This is a genomic window from Aliinostoc sp. HNIBRCY26 (assembly GCF_050235535.1).
Lineage (GTDB): Bacteria > Cyanobacteriota > Cyanobacteriia > Cyanobacteriales > Nostocaceae > Trichormus.
On sequence record NZ_CP189852.1, the window covers coordinates 4,552,402 to 4,571,560 of the forward strand.

Annotated in this window: 14 protein-coding genes; 12 read left to right on the forward strand and 2 right to left on the reverse strand. The window is 42.5% G+C overall.

Annotated elements, in window-relative coordinates:
• Positions 1-63: 63 nt before the first annotated feature.
• From bchH to ACQFX9_RS19345, 4 genes are all read left to right on the forward strand, one after another.
• A complete protein-coding gene (gene bchH, locus ACQFX9_RS19330) occupies positions 64-3,771 on the forward strand; it encodes a magnesium chelatase subunit H (RefSeq protein ID WP_427157768.1) in 3,708 nt (1,235 codons plus the stop codon).
• A gap of 145 nt (positions 3,772-3,916) precedes the next feature.
• Positions 3,917-4,654 (forward strand): TIGR04255 family protein, encoded by a 738-nt coding sequence (locus tag ACQFX9_RS19335; RefSeq protein WP_427157769.1) that lies wholly within the window; start codon positions 3,917-3,919, stop codon positions 4,652-4,654.
• On the forward strand, positions 4,654-4,947 hold the full coding sequence (locus ACQFX9_RS19340; protein ID WP_427157771.1) for a hypothetical protein: 294 nt from the start codon (positions 4,654-4,656) through the stop codon (positions 4,945-4,947). Before ACQFX9_RS19335 ends, ACQFX9_RS19340 begins: the two co-directional genes overlap by 1 nt.
• Positions 4,944-5,486, forward strand: a complete 543-nt coding sequence (locus tag ACQFX9_RS19345; protein WP_427157773.1) for a hypothetical protein — start codon at positions 4,944-4,946, stop codon at positions 5,484-5,486. The genes ACQFX9_RS19340 and ACQFX9_RS19345 overlap by 4 nt, the downstream gene beginning before the upstream one ends.
• Positions 5,487-5,564: 78 nt before the next feature.
• On the opposite strand, the gene ACQFX9_RS19350 is transcribed toward ACQFX9_RS19345, so the two are convergent.
• A complete protein-coding gene (locus ACQFX9_RS19350) occupies positions 5,565-6,335 on the reverse strand; it encodes a TetR/AcrR family transcriptional regulator (protein ID WP_427157775.1) in 771 nt (256 codons plus the stop codon).
• Between the two features lie 116 nt (positions 6,336-6,451).
• On the opposite strand from ACQFX9_RS19350, the gene ACQFX9_RS19355 reads away from it, so the two are divergent.
• The 7 genes from ACQFX9_RS19355 (at position 6,452) to ACQFX9_RS19385 (ending at position 15,559) form a co-directional block, all read left to right on the forward strand.
• Complete coding sequence (locus tag ACQFX9_RS19355) at positions 6,452-7,405, forward strand: Rieske 2Fe-2S domain-containing protein (RefSeq protein ID WP_427157776.1); 954 nt, start codon at positions 6,452-6,454, stop codon at positions 7,403-7,405.
• A 235-nt stretch (positions 7,406-7,640) separates the two neighbouring features.
• Positions 7,641-8,258, forward strand: a complete 618-nt coding sequence (locus ACQFX9_RS19360; protein ID WP_427157777.1) for an alpha/beta hydrolase — start codon at positions 7,641-7,643, stop codon at positions 8,256-8,258.
• Positions 8,259-8,412: 154 nt separating this feature from the next.
• Entirely contained in the window at positions 8,413-8,625 is a 213-nt protein-coding gene (isiD, locus tag ACQFX9_RS19365) for a protein IsiD (RefSeq protein WP_103136895.1), read from the forward strand.
• 513 nt (positions 8,626-9,138) lie between these two features.
• The gene (coaBC, locus tag ACQFX9_RS19370; RefSeq protein WP_427157779.1) at positions 9,139-10,359 is read left to right on the forward strand and encodes a bifunctional phosphopantothenoylcysteine decarboxylase/phosphopantothenate--cysteine ligase CoaBC; all 1,221 of its coding nucleotides are present in this window, start codon (positions 9,139-9,141) and stop codon (positions 10,357-10,359) included.
• Between the two features lie 452 nt (positions 10,360-10,811).
• Positions 10,812-12,728: a transketolase gene (locus ACQFX9_RS19375; protein ID WP_427157780.1), complete on the forward strand. Its 1,917-nt coding sequence runs from the start codon at positions 10,812-10,814 to the stop codon at positions 12,726-12,728.
• Between the two features lie 62 nt (positions 12,729-12,790).
• Positions 12,791-14,020 carry a hypothetical protein gene (locus tag ACQFX9_RS19380; protein WP_427157782.1) on the forward strand — a complete coding sequence of 410 codons (1,230 nt, stop codon included), beginning with the start codon at positions 12,791-12,793 and terminating at the stop codon, positions 14,018-14,020.
• Positions 14,021-14,116: 96 nt separating this feature from the next.
• Positions 14,117-15,559, forward strand: coding sequence for a DUF3131 domain-containing protein (locus ACQFX9_RS19385; protein ID WP_427157783.1), 1,443 nt, complete (start codon positions 14,117-14,119; stop codon positions 15,557-15,559).
• Between the two features lie 208 nt (positions 15,560-15,767).
• On the opposite strand, the gene ACQFX9_RS19390 is transcribed toward ACQFX9_RS19385, so the two are convergent.
• The gene (locus ACQFX9_RS19390; RefSeq protein ID WP_427157785.1) at positions 15,768-15,974 is read right to left on the reverse strand and encodes a hypothetical protein; all 207 of its coding nucleotides are present in this window, start codon (positions 15,972-15,974) and stop codon (positions 15,768-15,770) included.
• Positions 15,975-16,269: 295 nt separating this feature from the next.
• Here ACQFX9_RS19390 and ACQFX9_RS19395 point away from each other — a divergent pair, with 295 nt between their 5' ends.
• Positions 16,270-19,038: a DUF3131 domain-containing protein gene (locus ACQFX9_RS19395; RefSeq protein WP_427157786.1), complete on the forward strand. Its 2,769-nt coding sequence runs from the start codon at positions 16,270-16,272 to the stop codon at positions 19,036-19,038.
• Positions 19,039-19,159 lie beyond the last annotated feature (121 nt).

The following is a 19,159-nucleotide window of genomic DNA, read 5'->3' on the forward strand; positions in this document are numbered from 1 at the left end:
CAGCCAGCAACCCGCAAGCAAGTTTAGAATGAAAAGTAAAGAAATATTGCAGAAATTACGGTAATGAAACGCATCGTTCTGATTGCTGGATTTGAATCATTTAACGCTGAACTGTACAGAAAAGCCGCATTGCTGGCTACATCTCGCTGTACAGACTTAGATATTCGAGTATTTAGCGATCGCGATATTACCAGCAAACCCAAAGAAGTAGAAGCAGCATTACAGGGCGCGGAGGTATTTTTTGGTAGCCTCATCTTTGATTATGACCAAGTTTTGTGGTTACGCGATCGCATCAGTCAAATACCCATCCGCCTAGTATTCGAGTCAGCCTTAGAACTGATGAGTTTAACTCAAATCGGTGCATTCTCCATTGGCGACAAACCCAAAGGAATGCCCAAACCCGTTAAATTCATCCTTGATAAATTCAGCAACGGACGCGAAGAAGACAAACTCGCAGGTTACATTAGCTTCTTAAAAATCGGCCCCAAACTCCTAAAATTCGTCCCAGTGCAGAAAGTCCAAGACCTACGCAACTGGTTAATCATCTACGGTTACTGGAACGCCGGCGGGACAGAAAACGTCGCCGCATTATTTTGGACACTAGCAGAAAAATATTTAGACTTAAAAGTCGGCGAAATCCCCTCACCCATAGAAACCCCCAACATAGGTTTACTACACCCCGACTATCCAGGATATTTCACCTCACCCAAAGCCTACCTAGAATGGTATCAAAAGCAGGGCATGGGGCATAGGGCATGGGGCATAGAAAAAAATTCCCAGTCCCCAGTCCCCAGTCCCCAGTCCCCAGTCACCGCCATCCTCCTCTACCGTAAACACGTCATCACTAAACAACCATACATTCCCCAACTCATTCGCCGCTTTGAACAAGCCGGTTTAATACCCTTACCCATCTTCATCAACGGCGTAGAAGGACACGTAGCAGTCAGAGACTGGATGACCACCGACTACGAACTTCAACAACGCCAACGAGGTAATATCGAAACCCCCTCCCTATCCCCAGAAGCCGTCAAAGTAGATGCAATTGTCTCCACTATCGGCTTTCCCCTAGTGGGAGGGCCAGCCGGTTCAATGGAAGCCGGTCGTCAAGTAGAAGTAGCCAAACGCATCCTCACCGCCAAAAACGTTCCTTACATCGTCGCCGCACCACTGTTAATTCAAGACATCCACTCATGGACACGTCAAGGTATAGGTGGTTTGCAAAGTGTAGTCTTGTACGCCTTACCAGAATTAGACGGTGCAATTGATACCGTTCCCCTTGGTGGGTTAGTGGGTGAAGACATTTATTTAGTTCCCGAACGGGTACAGCGTCTCATTGGGAGAGTAAAAAACTGGGTAAAATTGCGCCAAACACCCCCCGCAGAACGTAAAATTGCCATCATTTTATATGGCTTTCCCCCTGGTTATGGTGCAGTAGGGACAGCCGCATTATTAAACGTTCCCCGCAGTTTAATTAAATTACTCCACGCTCTCAAAGACCAAGGTTACAACGTCGGCGAGATTCCCGAAGATGGGGAAGAATTAATTCGCAAAGTTAGAGAAATTGATGAAGAAATGGAAAGATGGGAAATGAATAAACCTTTCCCAAGTTCAGCCACCACTGTTAACGCCCGAAAATTAGAAAAATGGTTGGGATATCTCCGCACATCCCGCATTGAAAAACAATGGAAATCTTTAACAGGGAGTGGAATTAAAACCTATGGTGATGAACTTCATGTTGGTGGTGTGCAGTTAGGAAATGTGTGGATAGGTATACAACCACCACTAGGGATACAAGGCGACCCCATGCGGTTAATGTTTGAACGGGATTTAACACCTCATCCCCAATATGCTGCTTTTTATAAATGGTTGCAAAATGAACTGCAAGCCGATGCTGTAGTTCACTTTGGAATGCACGGCACTGTAGAATGGTTGCCAGGTTCACCGTTAGGAAATACAGGTTATTCTTGGTCGGATATTTTATTAGGTGATTTACCCAATCTCTATATATATGCTGCCAATAATCCTTCCGAATCGATATTAGCTAAACGTCGTGGTTATGGCGTGCTAATTTCTCACAACGTCCCGCCCTATGGTCGGGCTGGGTTGTATAAAGAATTAGTTGCACTGCGAGATTTAATTTCAGAATATCGCGAAGACCCGAAAAAGAATTATGTCCTCAAAGAAGGGATTTGTAAAAAGATTGTTGATACAGGTTTAGATGTTGATTGCCCATTTGAGGATGCTAAAAGTTTGGGTATTGCCTTCACTCCAGAAAATATCAAAATGTTTAGCGGTCATGCCTTTGATGATTATCTAGTGAAGTTATATGAATATTTACAAGTTTTAGAAACTAGATTGTTTTCTTCAGGTTTACATACATTAGGCGAACCACCGAAAGAAGAAGAACTAGCAGCTTATTTAGAAGCATATTTTGGTAGTGAACAACCTACAAACCCAGAAGAAGCACAGCAAATTACAGATTTGTTGATGCAAACCACAGATGAAATTACCAATTTATTAAGAGGATTAAACGGTGAATTTATCCCCCCTGCGCCTGGTGGTGACTTATTACGAGATGGTGCAGGAGTATTACCCACAGGCCGTAATATCCACGCCTTAGATCCCTACAGAATGCCCTCCCCCGCCGCCTATGAACGGGGACGAGAAATTGCTCAAAAAATCATCAGTCAGCATTTACAAGAACATGGCAAATATCCCGAAACAGTGGCAGTTTTATTGTGGGGATTAGATGCCATTAAAACCAAGGGTGAATCGTTAGGAATTCTTTTAGAATTAGTCGGTGCTGAACCTGTAAAAGAAGGAACGGGGCGAATTGTTCGTTATGAATTAAAACCCTTGTCTGAAGTTGGACATCCCCGCATTGATGTCTTAGGAAATCTATCAGGAATCTTCCGCGATAGCTTTGTCAACATCATCGAATTATTAGATGATTTATTCCAAAGGGCGGCGGAAGCTGACGAACCAGAAGACCAAAACTTTATTAAAAAACACGCCTTAGCTTTAAAGGCGCAAGGGGTAGAAAATACCTCCGCCAGATTATTTTCTAACCCAGCCGGTGATTTTGGTTCATTAGTAAATGATAGAGTAGTTGATGGTAACTGGGAATCTGGTGATGAATTAGGTAAAACTTGGCAAAGTCGTAACGTCTTTAGCTATGGAAGACAAGATAAAGGCCAAGCTAGACCAGAAGTATTAAACCAGTTATTGCAGACAAGCGATCGCATCGTCCAAGAAATCGATTCTGTAGAATATGGTTTAACCGATATTCAGGAATATTATGCCAACACTGGCGGACTGAAAAAAGCCGCCGAACAGCAAAGCGGGAAGAAAGTTACAGCTAGCTTTGTGGAAAGTTTCTCTAAAGACACCACACCCCGCAACCTAGATGATTTACTCCGAATGGAATACCGCACCAAACTATTAAATCCCAAATGGGCTGAGGCAATGGCGAGTCAAGGTTCAGGCGGTGCATTTGAAATTTCCCAACGCATGACAGCCTTAATTGGTTGGGGTGGGACTGCTGATTTTAAAGATGATTGGGTATACGACCAAGCCGCCGACACCTACGCCTTAGACCCCGAAATGGCAGAAAAATTACGCCAAGCTAACCCCGAAGCTTTTCGCAATATTCTGAGCCGAATGTTAGAGGCGCATGGGCGAGGTTTTTGGCAAGCTGATGCAGATAAATTAGATAAGTTGCGTCAATTGTATGAGTTAACAGATGAACAATTAGAAGGAGTGACGGTTTAAGAAAGCAAAATTTATCTTACTTTATCCTTCCTTGAACAAAAAGCGATCGCTCACATTTGGGACACATTCGAGATTAACCGAACGATTGTGAAGGCACTGTAAATTACATTGCCCCTGTTGACATAGGGAGTTTACTATAACTAGTATGCAAGCACAAAAACACTACTCACGCGCCCCAATCACTGAAGCATTGATTGACATACAAGTTCAACTTCCACAAGAAGTTAAACTTGATGTTTTGGCGCAGGTGTACTCAAGCATTCAAGCTGAGTACCCCAGGCGTGAGGAAATACTTGTGTTTCAGGGGCAAATGATTGCTGGTGCTAGTGTTGGGGCGACAGCGAGCCAATCTCAAATCGGTTATCGATTCTTCAGTGATGATCAAAAACAAATTATTCAAGTACGATTGGATGGATTAACATTCAGTAGACTTGCTCCCTACGACTGCTGGGAAAGATTCCGAGATGAAGCCAAGCGGCTGTGGAGTATCTATCAGTCGTTGACAAATCCAGTTGTAATTACTCGGTTAGCATTGAGGTATATTAACAGGCTAGATATTCCCTTACCTGTTAGCGATTTAAACAATTACTTAAGGACATTTCCCGAAGTTTCCTCTGACTTACCGCAAGGACTAAGTGGCTACTTTATGCAGCTACAAATTCCTCAAGAGCAACTACCAACAATACTTGTTCTCAATCAAGCACTAGTTCCTCCGCCTACACAAAATTTTATTTCTATACTGTTGGATTTAGACCTATTTCTAGAACAGGATATTCCACAAGATGAAATAGAATTTTGGGAAGTTTTGGAAAAAATGCACGAACAAAAGAACAAAGCATTTGAAGCTTGCATTACAGAACACACAAGGGAGTTGATTAACTGATGGCTACAATAACTCCTCTACGGAATAATCATTCCTCAAACCAACCCAAATTAATTGTACTTGAACCAAGAGCTACATCTCAGTTACAAAGTCCCGAAGGACGAAAAATAGCAGAAGTAACTGAAAATGCTTTACAAGTTTTGAGTCAAATTAAAGAATACCTAGAGTATATTAAAAATATTGGTGAAGTAGATTACAATTCAGTTCCACCAAAACGCTCAGAGCAGGTGTTTATGCGTGCCAAGTTCACAGGGCGTAAAAAACCTCTGCCTTATCTTTTAGACGAAGAATGACGATAGATCCTTTCTGGGTGCAGATAAATGAACCGACTCTCAGGCAAGGTGATTACTTGCCTGGGTGTCTTGTACCAGTACCATTATTTGACCCCACAACTTTCGGAAACAAAGACAATGAAACTCAAGCCGTAGAAGTAGAAGTAAACGAATTAGATTTAATTGTTTTAACTCAAAGTTGTGATCTAGACAACAAAAAGGTTAGTCAAGTAGTTGTGTGTGCAATTTATCTGATTTCAGAATTTGAGGAAGCGAACCCAGCATTTCAAAAAAAGGGCAAATGGAATGAGGTTTTAGCGGGGAGGATAGAGGGTTTACATCTACTAGCATCGCCAACTAACCCTGACAATAATAGGGAGGCTTTAGTTGTAAATTTTAGAGAAATATACAGCTTACCTTACGAATATATTTTGAAATACGCTACGAACATAGATTGTCGGTGGCGATTAAAATCTCCTTACTTAGAACACTTTTCTCAAGCATTCGCCAGATTATTTATGCGAGTCGGTTTGCCATCTTCAATTCCACGTTTTTCATAAACCTGAGTTCAGGTTAAATATACGAAGATAAAAGAAATTTCAGTTGACGACTGCATTTGTTAATTTAAGTTTCTTTCCTTAAACATTAAGCCTTTCCAAAAACTGTTTACCACAGTCTTTGCAGAGATAGCGTTGCTTCCCGTGACGATGCCCATTTTTCGATAACCTGGATGAATGACAGTGCGGACATATCATTACTTTCATTACCTGTGTCGCTGTTGGCTGTGCGTGCGGTGTCAAATATGCGATTAATAAAGCCTTAATTTCAGCATAACGGGCTTGTCTTTCCTGTTTATCTTGGCGTAAAGCATTGAGAAGTAAAGCGTTGTAGCAAATGTGAACCGTCTCTGCTAAAAATTCGCTTTTTTCGACGGCTAACTCAGGATTCCACTCACAAAAAAAGGCTGCAAGTTGTTGAATTAACTGCTGATTGAAAGTTTCGTCAAATAGCTGAAACATCCCCGGCGCAACAAAATACTGGATGTACACAATACGGGACATGGGATTTTCAAAGTATTCTGCATAGGTATTCACCATGCGTTCAATAAACACTGACAATGGCTTTTGCTTGTCTGCTGACTGCATCATTTCAGCATTAATCTTGGTCACTTGTTCCATGTGGCGCGCTTCTAAAGCATGAAAAATTGCTAATTTATCAGGGAAAAACTGATATAGCGAACCAACAGCCGTTTTAGCCTTGGCTGCAATCATATGAGTAGTTGTAGCTTCATATCCCACCTCTACAAACACTTCTGCGGCTGCTTGCAAAATCTTCTCGACGCGTTCTTGAGAGCGTTTTTGCTGCGGTTGACGACGCATTGGGGTAGTTTCTAGTTTATTCCTCACCATAGTTGACAAATATGAATAATGTGTCGTATTTTGAAATCAAATATGAAACTTTTGTCACAATTTTACTCTGATGGTGGCGATATTTGAGCCACTGACATAATTCTTGGGAGAGTCCTATGGAAGCAATTTTGCCTGGCGCACCATGGTTAATTGCCCATCGTTCCATGTTGGGCATTAATAAACCTTATAAAATTACCTTGAATGGAAAAGACTATGTACTTTGGCAAAATCAACAAGGTGAAGTGTTTGCGTTGGATAACGTCTGTCCGCATATGCAAGCACCGTTATCAGACGGCTGGATTTGTCAAAACGGAAATGCGATCGCCTGTCCCTTCCATGCGTTAGAGTTTGATGGGCAAGGAAAACTGCACAATGCAGATAAAGTGGGAAGTCAACCCCTACTCAATACTTTAGAACTAGTCATTCAAGACGATTGTATTTGGACATACGGCGGTTATAATCCCAAAATTCCCGTTCCAGATTTAATCTCTAAAGTCAGCACAGGTATGAACTTTTTGGGAGTAGCCGGAGAAAAAAGTATTAACGGGACTTTTTTGGACAGTATCTCTATTAATTATGACTACAACCACCAAAGCGGTACACATCGAGACCTATTTGGTATTAAAGCTAATCGCATCCCCGTATTTGAGTATGATGGTTATTGGGCAAAGGTTGTGCAGGAATTAGACCGTGAGGATACAACCTGGAATGATATTCTTCGCAACCCCGTAATTTTAACTGCACCTAAGACTTACACAGGTGTATTAGAATACGCCTTCCCGTCCTTAACAACATTCCGTACAGATTTTTCCCTGGGAGAAATTTTGCAAATTCATGCACTGTACCCAGAAACCCCGACTAAAACTAAAACTTTCGTTTTAGTCTACAGCCAACCCAAACACCCAATTTTGCAACCATTAATGGGAAGGTTTGTATTAAATGCAGTGGAAACAGTGATAGAGCAAGATACACACGCCATCGAAACATCTTACCCTCGTCAGCCAGCCAAGATTCGCCTACCCAACGAAGAAATTATGTTTCTTGCCCAAAAACTGTATCGTGATTGGTGATAGACACTCTAATACCAATTCGCAATTCGCAATTCGCAATTCGCAATTCGCAATGGACTTCGCCCCGCTTCGCTAACGCAATTGATAAATCCTGATTTGACAAGGGTTTCTGGGTTTGGATCTGTATCAGAATTTTAGTGGATTGGTATAAGAAGATGAGTTTTTAAGAAATTGCTCAGTAATAACTATTAAGATAACGAGATGATCAAGAACATAATTTCAGGAGTAGGACTCTGTGTCTTTGCAATATCTTTCCTTTCCTCCAGCAAATTCCCAAACTCCCACAGGCTTAGTTGTCACATTGCATGGTTGGGGTGCTAATGCTGAAGATGTCGCATATTTATTAGATTATTTCCAATTACCTAATTACCAATTTATCTTCCCCAATGCCCCATATCCATTTCCCAATTCTGCTATTGGTAGAGCATGGTACGATTTAAGGGCTGAGAATATGTATCAAGGATTAGACGAAAGTCGGCAAATATTAACAGACTTTTTGTTGTCCTTAGAAGCTAGTACAGGCGTGTCTTTATCACGCACTGTCTTGAGTGGATTTTCTCAAGGAGGGGCGATGACTTTAGATGTTGGTTCTAAATTGCCCATAGCTGGGTTAGTCGTGATGAGTGGGTATTTACATCCTGACGCTATTTCCCCAGATAGTAAGATATCATCCACCTTAATTATGCACGGCACAAGGGATGAAGTTGTGCCATTACAAGCAGCTTCTAGGTCTAGGGAAACATTAAAATCCTTGGGGGTAGCAGTTGAATATCACGAGTTTGAGACAGGACATGAAATTAATTTGGAAATGTTAGATGTGGCACGGAATTTCATTATCAAGACAATTGCTTAGTCTGAGTTACAATCTTTTTACAAAATATGGTACAAATCCTGAAAAATTTTAGGAAATTCATGCCATCTAATGAGTAATATAGATTGGGTGGCACTATTTAGCGTCACTTGACCCGTGCTGGGTGCGAATGCTGCATAAGGGAGGGGCAAGCATGATGACGACTCTGAGCATTTCCAAGAAAGAAATCGCGGCCATGACCGCAGCAGAGGTAGAAGAACTAGCTACTCGTCTGGAAATGGATAATTACAGTAATGCTTTTGAGGGTTTAAATGACTGGCATCTACTGCGAGCGATCGCGTTTCAGCGTCCCGAATTAGTCGAACCCTACATCCATCTCCTAGACCTGGAACCCTATGATGAGGCATAAGTGCGGGGGTTATGTCTAATCTACAGCAATTCTCAACTATTTGCTATCTATCTTGATATAGAAAAAGTCAAGAAAACTGGGGGCTAAAATTTAATAACTTCTATCCTATGTCAAGAGTTCAGTGGCAATTAAGTGAAGCTCAAGTTAGGCGAAAATAACCTCCAACCATATCCCCATCCAGTACAGTACGCCGCAGTTTAGTGTATGGTCACTTGCTGCGGCTTTGTCATCAATATAGTGGTGAGTGGTGAGTGCTGAGTTGTGAGTTGTAAGTTGTGAGTGCTGAGGATAACCCTGTAGTTAAGACTAGAGGATTGAAACAAGGACGCATTTTTTTCAAAGCTCTACGCGTCTCATCGCCGCAAGGCTTATCCTAGAGTAAAAAAGTATTTTTATTTCTTGGACTTTTACTTATTACTCATTACCCATTACTCATTACTCATTACTCAGCACTCACCACTCATTACTCATTACTCATTACTCACAACTCAGCACTCACCACTCATTACTCCTATGACTAATCCTCAAAATCGCCCACCCAAGGTTCTCATTGGTGTCGGTGGTGGTATTGCAGCTTACAAGGTTTGTGAGGTGGTTTCCACACTGTTTAAAGCAGGAATAGAAGTGCGCGTTATCCTCACCGATTCTGCACAGGAATTTATTACACCCCTAACCTTATCTACCCTTTCCCGCCATCGCGCATACACAGATAGTGATTTTTGGCAAGCAACTCACGCCCGTCCATTGCATATTGAGTTGGGAGAGTGGGCTGATTTATTGCTGATTGCGCCACTCACAGCTAACACATTAGCGAAATTAACCTATGGGATGGCAGATAATTTACTGACTAATACCGTATTAGCTTCTACCTGTCCCGTATTGTTAGCACCTGCGATGAATACTGATATGTGGGAACAACTCACAGTACAGCGTAATTGGCAACAGTTATTAGGAGATAGTAGATATCACGGCATGAGTACCGCATCGGGATTATTGGCGTGCGATCGCGTCGGTGCCGGTAGAATGGCAGAACCTCCCGAAATTGTGACTTATATTCATTCTCTACTGCATACCCAAGGCAAACGCGATTTAGTCGGGAAGCAAGTTTTAATTAGTGCTGGCGGTACGCGAGAATATCTAGACCCCGTTAGGTTTATCGGCAACCCCTCGACGGGGAAAATGGGACTAGCATTAGCCCAAGCCGCCTTACATCGAGGTGCAAAGGTAACTTTAGTACATGGCACAGCTAATTGGGATGTACCTTTAGGAGTACAAGCCATTCCCGTCATTAGTGCAGAAGAAATGCAGCAAGTAATGTTGGAGTATTTACCCACCGCAGATTTAATTGTCATGTCTGCGGCTGTCGCTGATGTCAAGCCCAAAGATTATAGCCCAGAAAAACTACCCAAGCGATCGCTCCCCCAAAGCCTACCTTTAGCACCCGTCCCTGATATTGTCGCCCAGTTAGCCCAACTCAAACAGCCCCATCAGCGTTTAATTGGTTTCGCTGCTCAAACTGGCGATATCATTACCCCAGCAATGGAAAAATTACAGCGTAAACAATTAGATGCGATTGTCGCTAATCCTATTGATCAACCTGATAGTGGTTTTGGTAGTAATAACAATCAAGCAGTATTTTTAAATAGTCAAGGGCAGCAAATGAAAATTGCACCCTGTTCTAAATTAAAAATGGCACATTATTTATTTGATTTTCTCCGTAACTTGGATAAATAATAGACTGGGTTTTGATTCACCCTCCAGTTGCAGAGAGAAAGAGTTTGACAGTTCAAATCAATCACTGCATCTGATAATAGTGCAGTAACAAAATTTGAGTTTATATCCCTTGAGCAATAATTAGTGATTATTCCATTGGCAGGAAGTAATAACTATATCAAGAATTTAGATTTAACAGAGATAGAAAGATAAACATCTTGTTCAAAAAGATAATGTTTGCAGAATCAAAACTGCAATAAATAGTAGAACTACTGAAGTTAAGCAATGTAAAAATACTAGACTTCAGTTCGTAGTCAGGACTTTAGTCCTTTTCTGTTCGCAGAGCGTCTCGGAGAGAAAACTAAAGTTCTCTCTTCTCTACAAGACGCTACGCGTAGCTTGCTTCTTTGCAGGAGTACCCGTAGAGCATTTTGAATTTTGAATTTTGAATTTTGAATTCGGAGCGAAGCGACGTGACCACACAGGAGCAACTACACCAATGGCATGAACTAGCGCAACAATTGCGAATAGATAGTATTCGCGCCACAACCGTCGCTGGTTCAGGCCATCCTACTTCTTCCATGTCGCCAGCAGATATCATGGCGGTCTTGTTATCTAATTATCTCCACTACGATTTTGACAATCCCCACAATCCGAATAACGATCGCTTGATTTTCTCGAAGGGACACGCTGCACCGTTGCTTTATTCTATGTATAAGGCGGCGGGAGTCATCACTGATGCAGAATTACTATCGTTACGCAAATTAGGAAGTCGCATAGAAGGTCATCCCACACCGATTTTACCTTGGGTGGATGTTGCCACAGGTTCATTAGGTCAAGGATTACCCATCGGTGTAGGGTTAGCATTAGCAGGAAAGTATTTAGACCAGCTACCTTATAATGTCTGGGTGTTGTTGGGTGACAGTGAAACGGCGGAAGGTTCTATTTGGGAAGCGTTTGACCATGCGGCTCACTATACTTTAGATAACCTCATTGCCATTATCGATGTCAATCGTCTTGGTCAACGGGGTCAGACAGAATTAGGCTGGAACACTCAAGCCTATGCTAACCGTGCTAGAGCCTTTGGTTGGCAGGCAATTGAGATAGATGGTCATGATTTGACAGCGATTGATCAAGCTTTGAGTGCGGCTGAGAGTATTAACGATCGCCCGACTGTCATTATTGCCCGCACAAAGAAGGGTAGAGGTGTCACTGCTTTGGAAGATTTAGGTGGTTGGCATGGTAAAACCTTAAAACCGGATGCCGAAAAACCAGCGATCGCGGAATTGGGTGGTGAACGCCACATTACTATTCATGTCAGCAACCCAGAATCCCAAGCGCAACCCGTCACCATTGCTACACCCCAGCCCTTACACCTGCCTACCTACGAAAAAGGCTCAAAAGTCGCCACTCGGCGCGCCTATGGTGATGCCTTAAAAGCCTTGGGCGCAGCACAACCGCAAGTAGTCGCCCTCGATGCCGAAGTCAGCAACTCTACTTACGCTGAAGATTTCGCAGAAGCCTTCCCAGAACGCTACTTTGAGATGTACATTGCCGAACAGCAAATGGTAGCGGCGGCTGTAGGTTTGCAAGTACGCAATTACAAGCCCTTTGCTTCTAGTTTTGCGGCTTTTTTAACTCGTGCCTATGATTTCGTGCGGATGGCGGCCGTCTCCCGTGCCAATATCAAATTAGTCGGTTCTCATGCAGGTGTCTCCATTGGTCAAGATGGGGCTTCCCAGATGGGACTAGAAGATTTAGCGGCTTTTCGGGCTGTTTGTGGTAGCACGGTACTTTATCCCAGCGATGCCAATCAGACAGCAAAATTAGTAGAACAAATGAGCGATCGCAATGGTATAGTTTACCTCCGCACCACAAGAGAAAGTACACCAGTTATTTACGGAAAAGAAGAAGAATTCCCCATCGGTGGGAGTAAAGTCATCCGTAGTTCCGACCAAGACCAAGCAACAGTCATTGGTGCGGGAATTACCCTCCACGAAGCCCTCAAAGCTTATGATCGTCTAAAAACCGAAGGTATCACAGTCCGTGTCATCGATGCTTACTCCGTCAAACCGATTGATGTCCCTACCCTACATCAAGCCGCCCACGATACCGAAGGTAATTTAGTAGTGGTGGAAGACCACTGGAGTGAAGGCGGATTAGGTGCGGCTGTGTTGGATGCCTTTGTAGGGAGTAGTGATCTTTCCAACTATGACGGGCCACAACTGCAAGTAATTAAGTTAGCAGTCTACGATCTGCCCACTTCCGGCACTCCTGCCGAATTACTCCACGCCGCCAAAATAGATGCTGATGCCATTATCCAAGCAGTCAAAACCCAAATCAGACAACCTGTAGGAATCACTTATTCTATGAATTTGGAGCAATTTTAGGAACTTATGCCAAACTGCTGTAAAGCATAAACTTAATAGCCGTGATAGGCGACGGCATCAATATGGGACAAATTCAATGTTTGGTAGTGTGGAGCCTGAGCATTGGGACATTATTGTTAACTAATTTACAAGTAGCACAGGCGTATAAGGGTAGAAAAACGTTCTCAGAATCAGCAACAAGAGTGATTTTTGTAGATCATCCAGAAAAACTTGGTTTGCCAACGACCGATGTTAAGGTCAACCACTCACAAGAACTACCATCTAGATTAGCGCAAAAACCTCTTTTAATCGCTGCACCTGAGAATTTCAATCCTGGGTTACAAATACCGAAACCATTACCAAAGCCAACACCAATTCCTCTTCCACCCCCAACTGCTTCTGAACCAGTGAAACCATTTGCTGTTTTAGAAAGCATCGAAACTAACTTTCGTAATGATACAGATAATTTCGGTCAACATAATTTGTTCATTGAACCAAAATTCCAATTTCGTTCACCTCATGGCAATAAAATACTCTTCAGTACAGGTTTTAACCTTTTTGAGCAACGCGGTGTAGAGTCAATTAGCAATATTCCTTTAAAAATAGGTTGGCAAGGAAAAATTGGACAAGTGACCATGCAAACAGCAGCAGGTATTGATATCTTCAACCGTTTACCTACTGCTATCAACTTCAATGCTCAGGTGGAATCCCCAATTGTCAAACCGGAAGTTTCTGCTTCAGGAAAATTAGTTTCAGGTTTAATACTATCAGTCAACTTAGACAAAGAACCATATAAATCTAATGCTCGGACTTTAGAAAATCAAATTAGTGCTTGGCGTTTTGGCCCGAATTTATATTGGCAAATAGATGGTAATACTAGTTTGTTCTCATCACTGCGTTTAGGTAATTACAGCGATGGTAATTCTGAAATTCAATCTTTTAGTAGACTAGAACGCAAATTCGGACAATTTTCTGTGGCAGCTAACTTATTTACCTGGAGTTACGATCGCAATGTAGAACGCACAAGTGGCTATTTTTCCCCACCAGATTTTTTGGTATACAACGCTGAAGTGGCTTGGGAGGGAAATATGATCAATTTCTTACGCTGTCGCCTATCGGCAAATTTGGGACAGCAAAGACTCAATGGCGAATTTGATCACGCTAATGCTTATCAAACTCGCTGTACAGTCAAAGTTTCACCTGAAATAGAAGCTGACCTTGGTTATAACTTTAGTAATGTGCGTAAACAAGATACAGGAGGAAGTGCTTACGGTGGTGACTCTTTCACAGGACAGTTACGGGTCAAGTTTTAAGCACGGTTGTTTGTTAGTTAGCTTTGGAAGTTGGGAAAGATAAATTTGTTAAGGATTTTAAAACAAAACTGATTTTAAAATAAGGCTTTTCACCACATGGATTCTGATTTTCAACCACCGCCAAAAGGCTTGTCCGTGTTAGCTTCTGTGGGAGGGGTGGTTACTGCAATAATTGCGATCGCCACTTTAAATTTTTGGTCTGAACAAATCTCTCTGAATACCCAAACGCCAGCAATATCAAAATCTGATTCCCCTATCCCCAAGGTGGAAACTCAAGCGCAAAAAGTAGCAAAGCTTGATGCTCAATCCGTAATTTTACCAGGGAAAGCCATTCCTCCGAGTGAACTGACAATTAGTAAAGCACCTTATGTAGCCCCTGGAGTCGGCAAACTAGATGCAGTAGAGATGGCAACTGCGCGTCAGGCTTGGTCATATTTCCAACGTAACTGGAATGATCAAACTGGCTTAGTTAATTCTGTTGATGGTTTTGCTTCTGTGACTATGTGGGATCAAGCCGCCGCGATCGCCGCTTTAGTAAGTGCTAGAGAGTTGAATATTATCTCAGGGGCAGAATTTGAAGCAAAGCTGACTAAGATGTTACGAACTCTAGCATCATTATCTTTATACAAAGGGGAACTACCCAACAAAGTCTACAACAGTAAAACCCTGACCCCTGTTAATTACGGACAATTAGATCAACGAGAAGAAATCGGTTGGTCAGCCATTGATTTAGGACGCATGGCATTATGGCTGAAGATTGTCGAAGCCAAGTATCCTAAAATGCGATCGCCTGTGCAGAAGGTTTGGCAGCATTGGCAAGTCAAACGCCTCACCAAAAACGGACAGATGTATGGTACAGCTGTTGTGCAAGGGAAAGAACAATATAACCAGGAAGGCCGCTTGGGTTATGAGAATTATGCAGCCTACGGTTTAAAACTCTGGGGATTAGATGTCAAGCAAGCCTTAGACTATAAATCTAATACCGCCTTTGTCAATCTCTACGGTCAGGGAGTCCCCTATGACCGCCGCGATGCTAAAAACTCAGGTGCAAATAACTACGTTCTCAGCGAACCTTATATTCTCGATGGCATGGAAACAGGGTTTCAGGCATTACCTAAAGCTTATGCAGATAGGATTTTAGCTGCTCAAGCGGCTCGTTATCAAGCAACAAAAGAATTAACTGCCCTGACAGAAGACAATTTAGACCGTCCGCCTTACTTTGTTTATAACAGCTTGTTTGTGAACGGCAAACCTTGGGCAACAATTACCGATACCCAAGAACAGCATAATAATTTACGCTTTCTCAGTGCTAAAGCTGCGGTTGGCTGGCACGTACTTTATAATACTGCTTACACTCGTCAATTATTTGATTTTGTGCAAACTAACCTCAAGTCTAAAGACGGTTGGTACAACGGCTTTTATGAATCTCTGCGTCAGCCGAATAAGTCTCTGACCGCAAATAATAATGGTGTAATTTTAGAAAGCTTATTGTATAAGCAAGTCGGCAAACCCCTTACTGTTTGGGCAGGACTTCGCTAGCTTTTGAAATGCTGACCAAGCGCGATCATTAGCTACAGCAGCACGGATAGATAAGCTTTTTGCTACAGTTTTAGGTTTGCGGACGGACTTCAAACGCAAGCTGTGAACGATAAAAACAAACATAGATAGCGGTAACAGAGGCAGTGCATCAGGAACACCGAAGGTATCAAACCCTTGTGTAAATTGAAATCGCTGGACGTTAAGCATTTTAAAATGTTTGATCCGATTCCAACAGTTGACCTAGTTTGTGAGCTGCTTCATGTGAATTGAGAGGCGACCAAACAGAGTATGTTGCTCCATCTTGTAAGGTTGGCTCTTCTTCTCTGGCTAACTCCGCAATCAAAAACTGCATAACTTTCAATTTTTCTGTGCGAGGCAAGCTTTTTAGAGTGGAAAATAGGTCTACTGTCATCATAAAACTCAGAAAAATGTGCGGCTTCTCTATTTTCTCATAGCCATTCGGTTTGATGATTTTCTAATTTGCAGGATTAAGACGTTTGGGATCAGAAGTTTTCTTTTCTCTTTCTTGAAAAAATTATAAATAATTATTACGCATAACAACTTACCATAATTCTATTTGTAACTCATGCAAGACCAACCTTAAAAAATTTCCGTGTAATTCACCCTGATGTTCCGAGTTTTTTCAGATATCATGCACTAGCATCACTCATCTGTGCGATCGCCCAAAGACTTCCTTAACTCTTTCTTTTATGCTATTCAAGCACCATCAAAAAAAGCTGCTGAGATGGATTGCATTGTTCTTAATTGGGACATTACTGCAATTATTGTTTTACATTCCCACACCAGTCTTATCCCAATCTAATAGTTGTAGTAATATTACTGCCCCGCTTACGCCTGAAGAACAAACTTATGCTCGTGCGGCTTGGCAGTATTTTGTCAAAAATTATCAGCCAGCAACAGGATTTACCAACTCCACCGGCGGTTATCCTTCGGGTACGCTTTGGGATATGGGTAATTACTTGATGGCATTGAATGCAGCGCGATGGTTGAATCTGACAGATCAAGCAGACTTTGATGCTCGTCTCAATAAGTTTTTGACGACTATAGGTAGCCTGAAATTGTTTGAGGATGCCTTACCGAATAAAGTCTATAACGCCGCGACCGCACAGATGGTTGATTATGGTAACAATCCAACGACAAGAGGGATTGGCTGGTCGGCTTTAGATATAGGTCGCATACTGGCGGCGTTTGATGTGATTCGCACTTGTCACCCACAGTATAATGATTGGCTCAAAGGAATTGTAGCTAAGTGGCAGGTAGGGCGATCGCTCAAAGATGAACAACTTTTTGGTGCTACAGTTCTTCCAGATAACAAAACCTTGCTAGTGCAAGAAGGGCGACTCGGTTACGAGGAATATGGCGTTAGAGGTTATCAACTTTGGGGTTTCTCTGCACCCAAAGCTTTGGCTTTGGAACCATATAAAATGGTTGAGATTAACGGTGTGCAAATTCCCGTTGATACCCGCGATTTTCAAAGCACTAACGCGAATAATTACGTTGTCAGTGAGTCTTACATCCTTGATGGTATCGAATTTGGTTTGCAAGGTGAATTAGCAGATTTCGCTGCTAAGGTATTGGATGTGCAGAAACGACGTTACGATACTACAGGTCAATTGACAGCAGTTACAGAAGATAATATTGACCAAGCACCCTATTTTCTCTACAACACTGTTTACGCTAACGGTAACAACTGGGCAACAATTACCGACGAAAACAAACCTTACCCTCAGTTTCGCAGTATTAGTACAAAAGCGGCTTTTGGTTGGCGTTATCTGTTTCCAGATAATGCTTATGCTCAAAAACTTGTTGATGCTGTCAAGGATCTGCGTAGTCCTAATGATGATGGTTACTATGCAGGCATTTATGAGGAATCAAAACAACCAAATAAAGCTTTAACAGGTAATACCAATGGGCTAATTTTAGAAATTTTATACTACAAAGCTAGAGGGAATCGCCCTTTAATTGCCTCTGCTGCTACCACTACACCCATTCAACCGCCTAGTAACAATACTCCGGCGGCGACACCCACAACTCCACCAACTTCTAGCACTCCGACTAAAACCCCTACGGATACTGCTGAGGTAGCGGTTGCACCCATTCCCCCAGTTGCTAGTCCAGATTCATCTTCTCACCTGCAACTAACTCGACCCTTAACAGTAGTTGAACGACGTTATGCAGAAGCAGCATGGAGGTATTTTCAAGCGAATTATCATTCTAACAGTGGACTGATAGACGATCGCAGCGACTTTAAAGGGGCAACTCTTTGGGGATTAGGAGATTATCTAGCAGCATTACACGCCGCGCGATCGCTTGAGATTATCTCTGCTCAACAATTCGATCAACGCACTCGCCATTTGTTAGCAGCGTTAGGTAAACTACCCTTATTTGCTGGCGAATTGCCCAATCGGGGTTACAATACGCGATCGCTCCAAGCAATAGATTATGGTGGAAATCCTGTTCCTCAAGGTAATGGTTGGTCTGCCCTTGATTTAGGTAGGCTGCTAGCGGCCTTGTACAACTTAAAAAGCTATCATCCAGAGTACACCAAAGCAGTTGATCAAATTGTCCTAGATTGGTCATATCTGCGGGTAGTAAGGGATGGGATTTTATCTAGTGCTACTGTCACCAAAGATCAAGCAGGGCGTACCCTTACCCGTGTTAACCCGGAAACTCGCTTAGGTTATGAAGAATATGCGGCGCGTGCTTTTCAACTGTGGGGCTTTGATGTTGAAGGTTCGGCTGTTGGGGGTGAATATCAAACTGCGTTAGTAGAAGGGGTGAAAGTTCCTACCCAGCGTCAGCGAACTGATACAAATTCCCAGATTAATCAATATACAGTCAGCAATCCCTTCTTAGTTTATGCTTTGGAATTTGGCTTAGATCCAAAAATGCGATCGCTCTTTGAACCTGTTTTCCAAGCACAAGCCGAACGTTACCGCCGTAGCGGAACTCTGACAGCCTCAGCTACTACCCTCATAGACCGCAAGCCTTACACTATCCACAGTGCCATTACTGGCAAAGGTGAGCCTTGGGTGGCTTTAGGCGATGATGGTCAAGCTGTACCTCAAGCGCGAATCGTAAGTACAGCCGTAGCTTTTGCCTATCATGCCTTGTTTCCAGACAATCAATATAGCCAGAAGCTATTCCCAGCCACAACTGATTTATATAACCCACTGACAGGCTTTTACGAAGGCTTTTACGAAACCACAGGTAAAACAGCCATTGGTTTTACAGGCAGCACCAACAGCATGATATTACAGTCTTTGCTGTACACAGTGATGAATCACCAACCCTTAATTCGTCCTACTGCCATCAAATCTCCTTGGTGGGAAGCTGTGGCGCAAGGCAATTCTGGTCGCGGTTTACCAAGCATCCCTAAATCAACAGCTAGGTTAATTACTGACACTCATGGCAGTTACTGGATTTCTAGTAGTGAAAATTTGAGAGTTTCAAAATAGCAGCACTTTCGCTATTGAGGTCGTTAGTTATCAATTGCATTAGGGAATAATGAATTTGAAGTCAATACGATGCTGGGAAATAGTGTGAGGAGGTAAGTAATATAGGACTCATATTTGATTT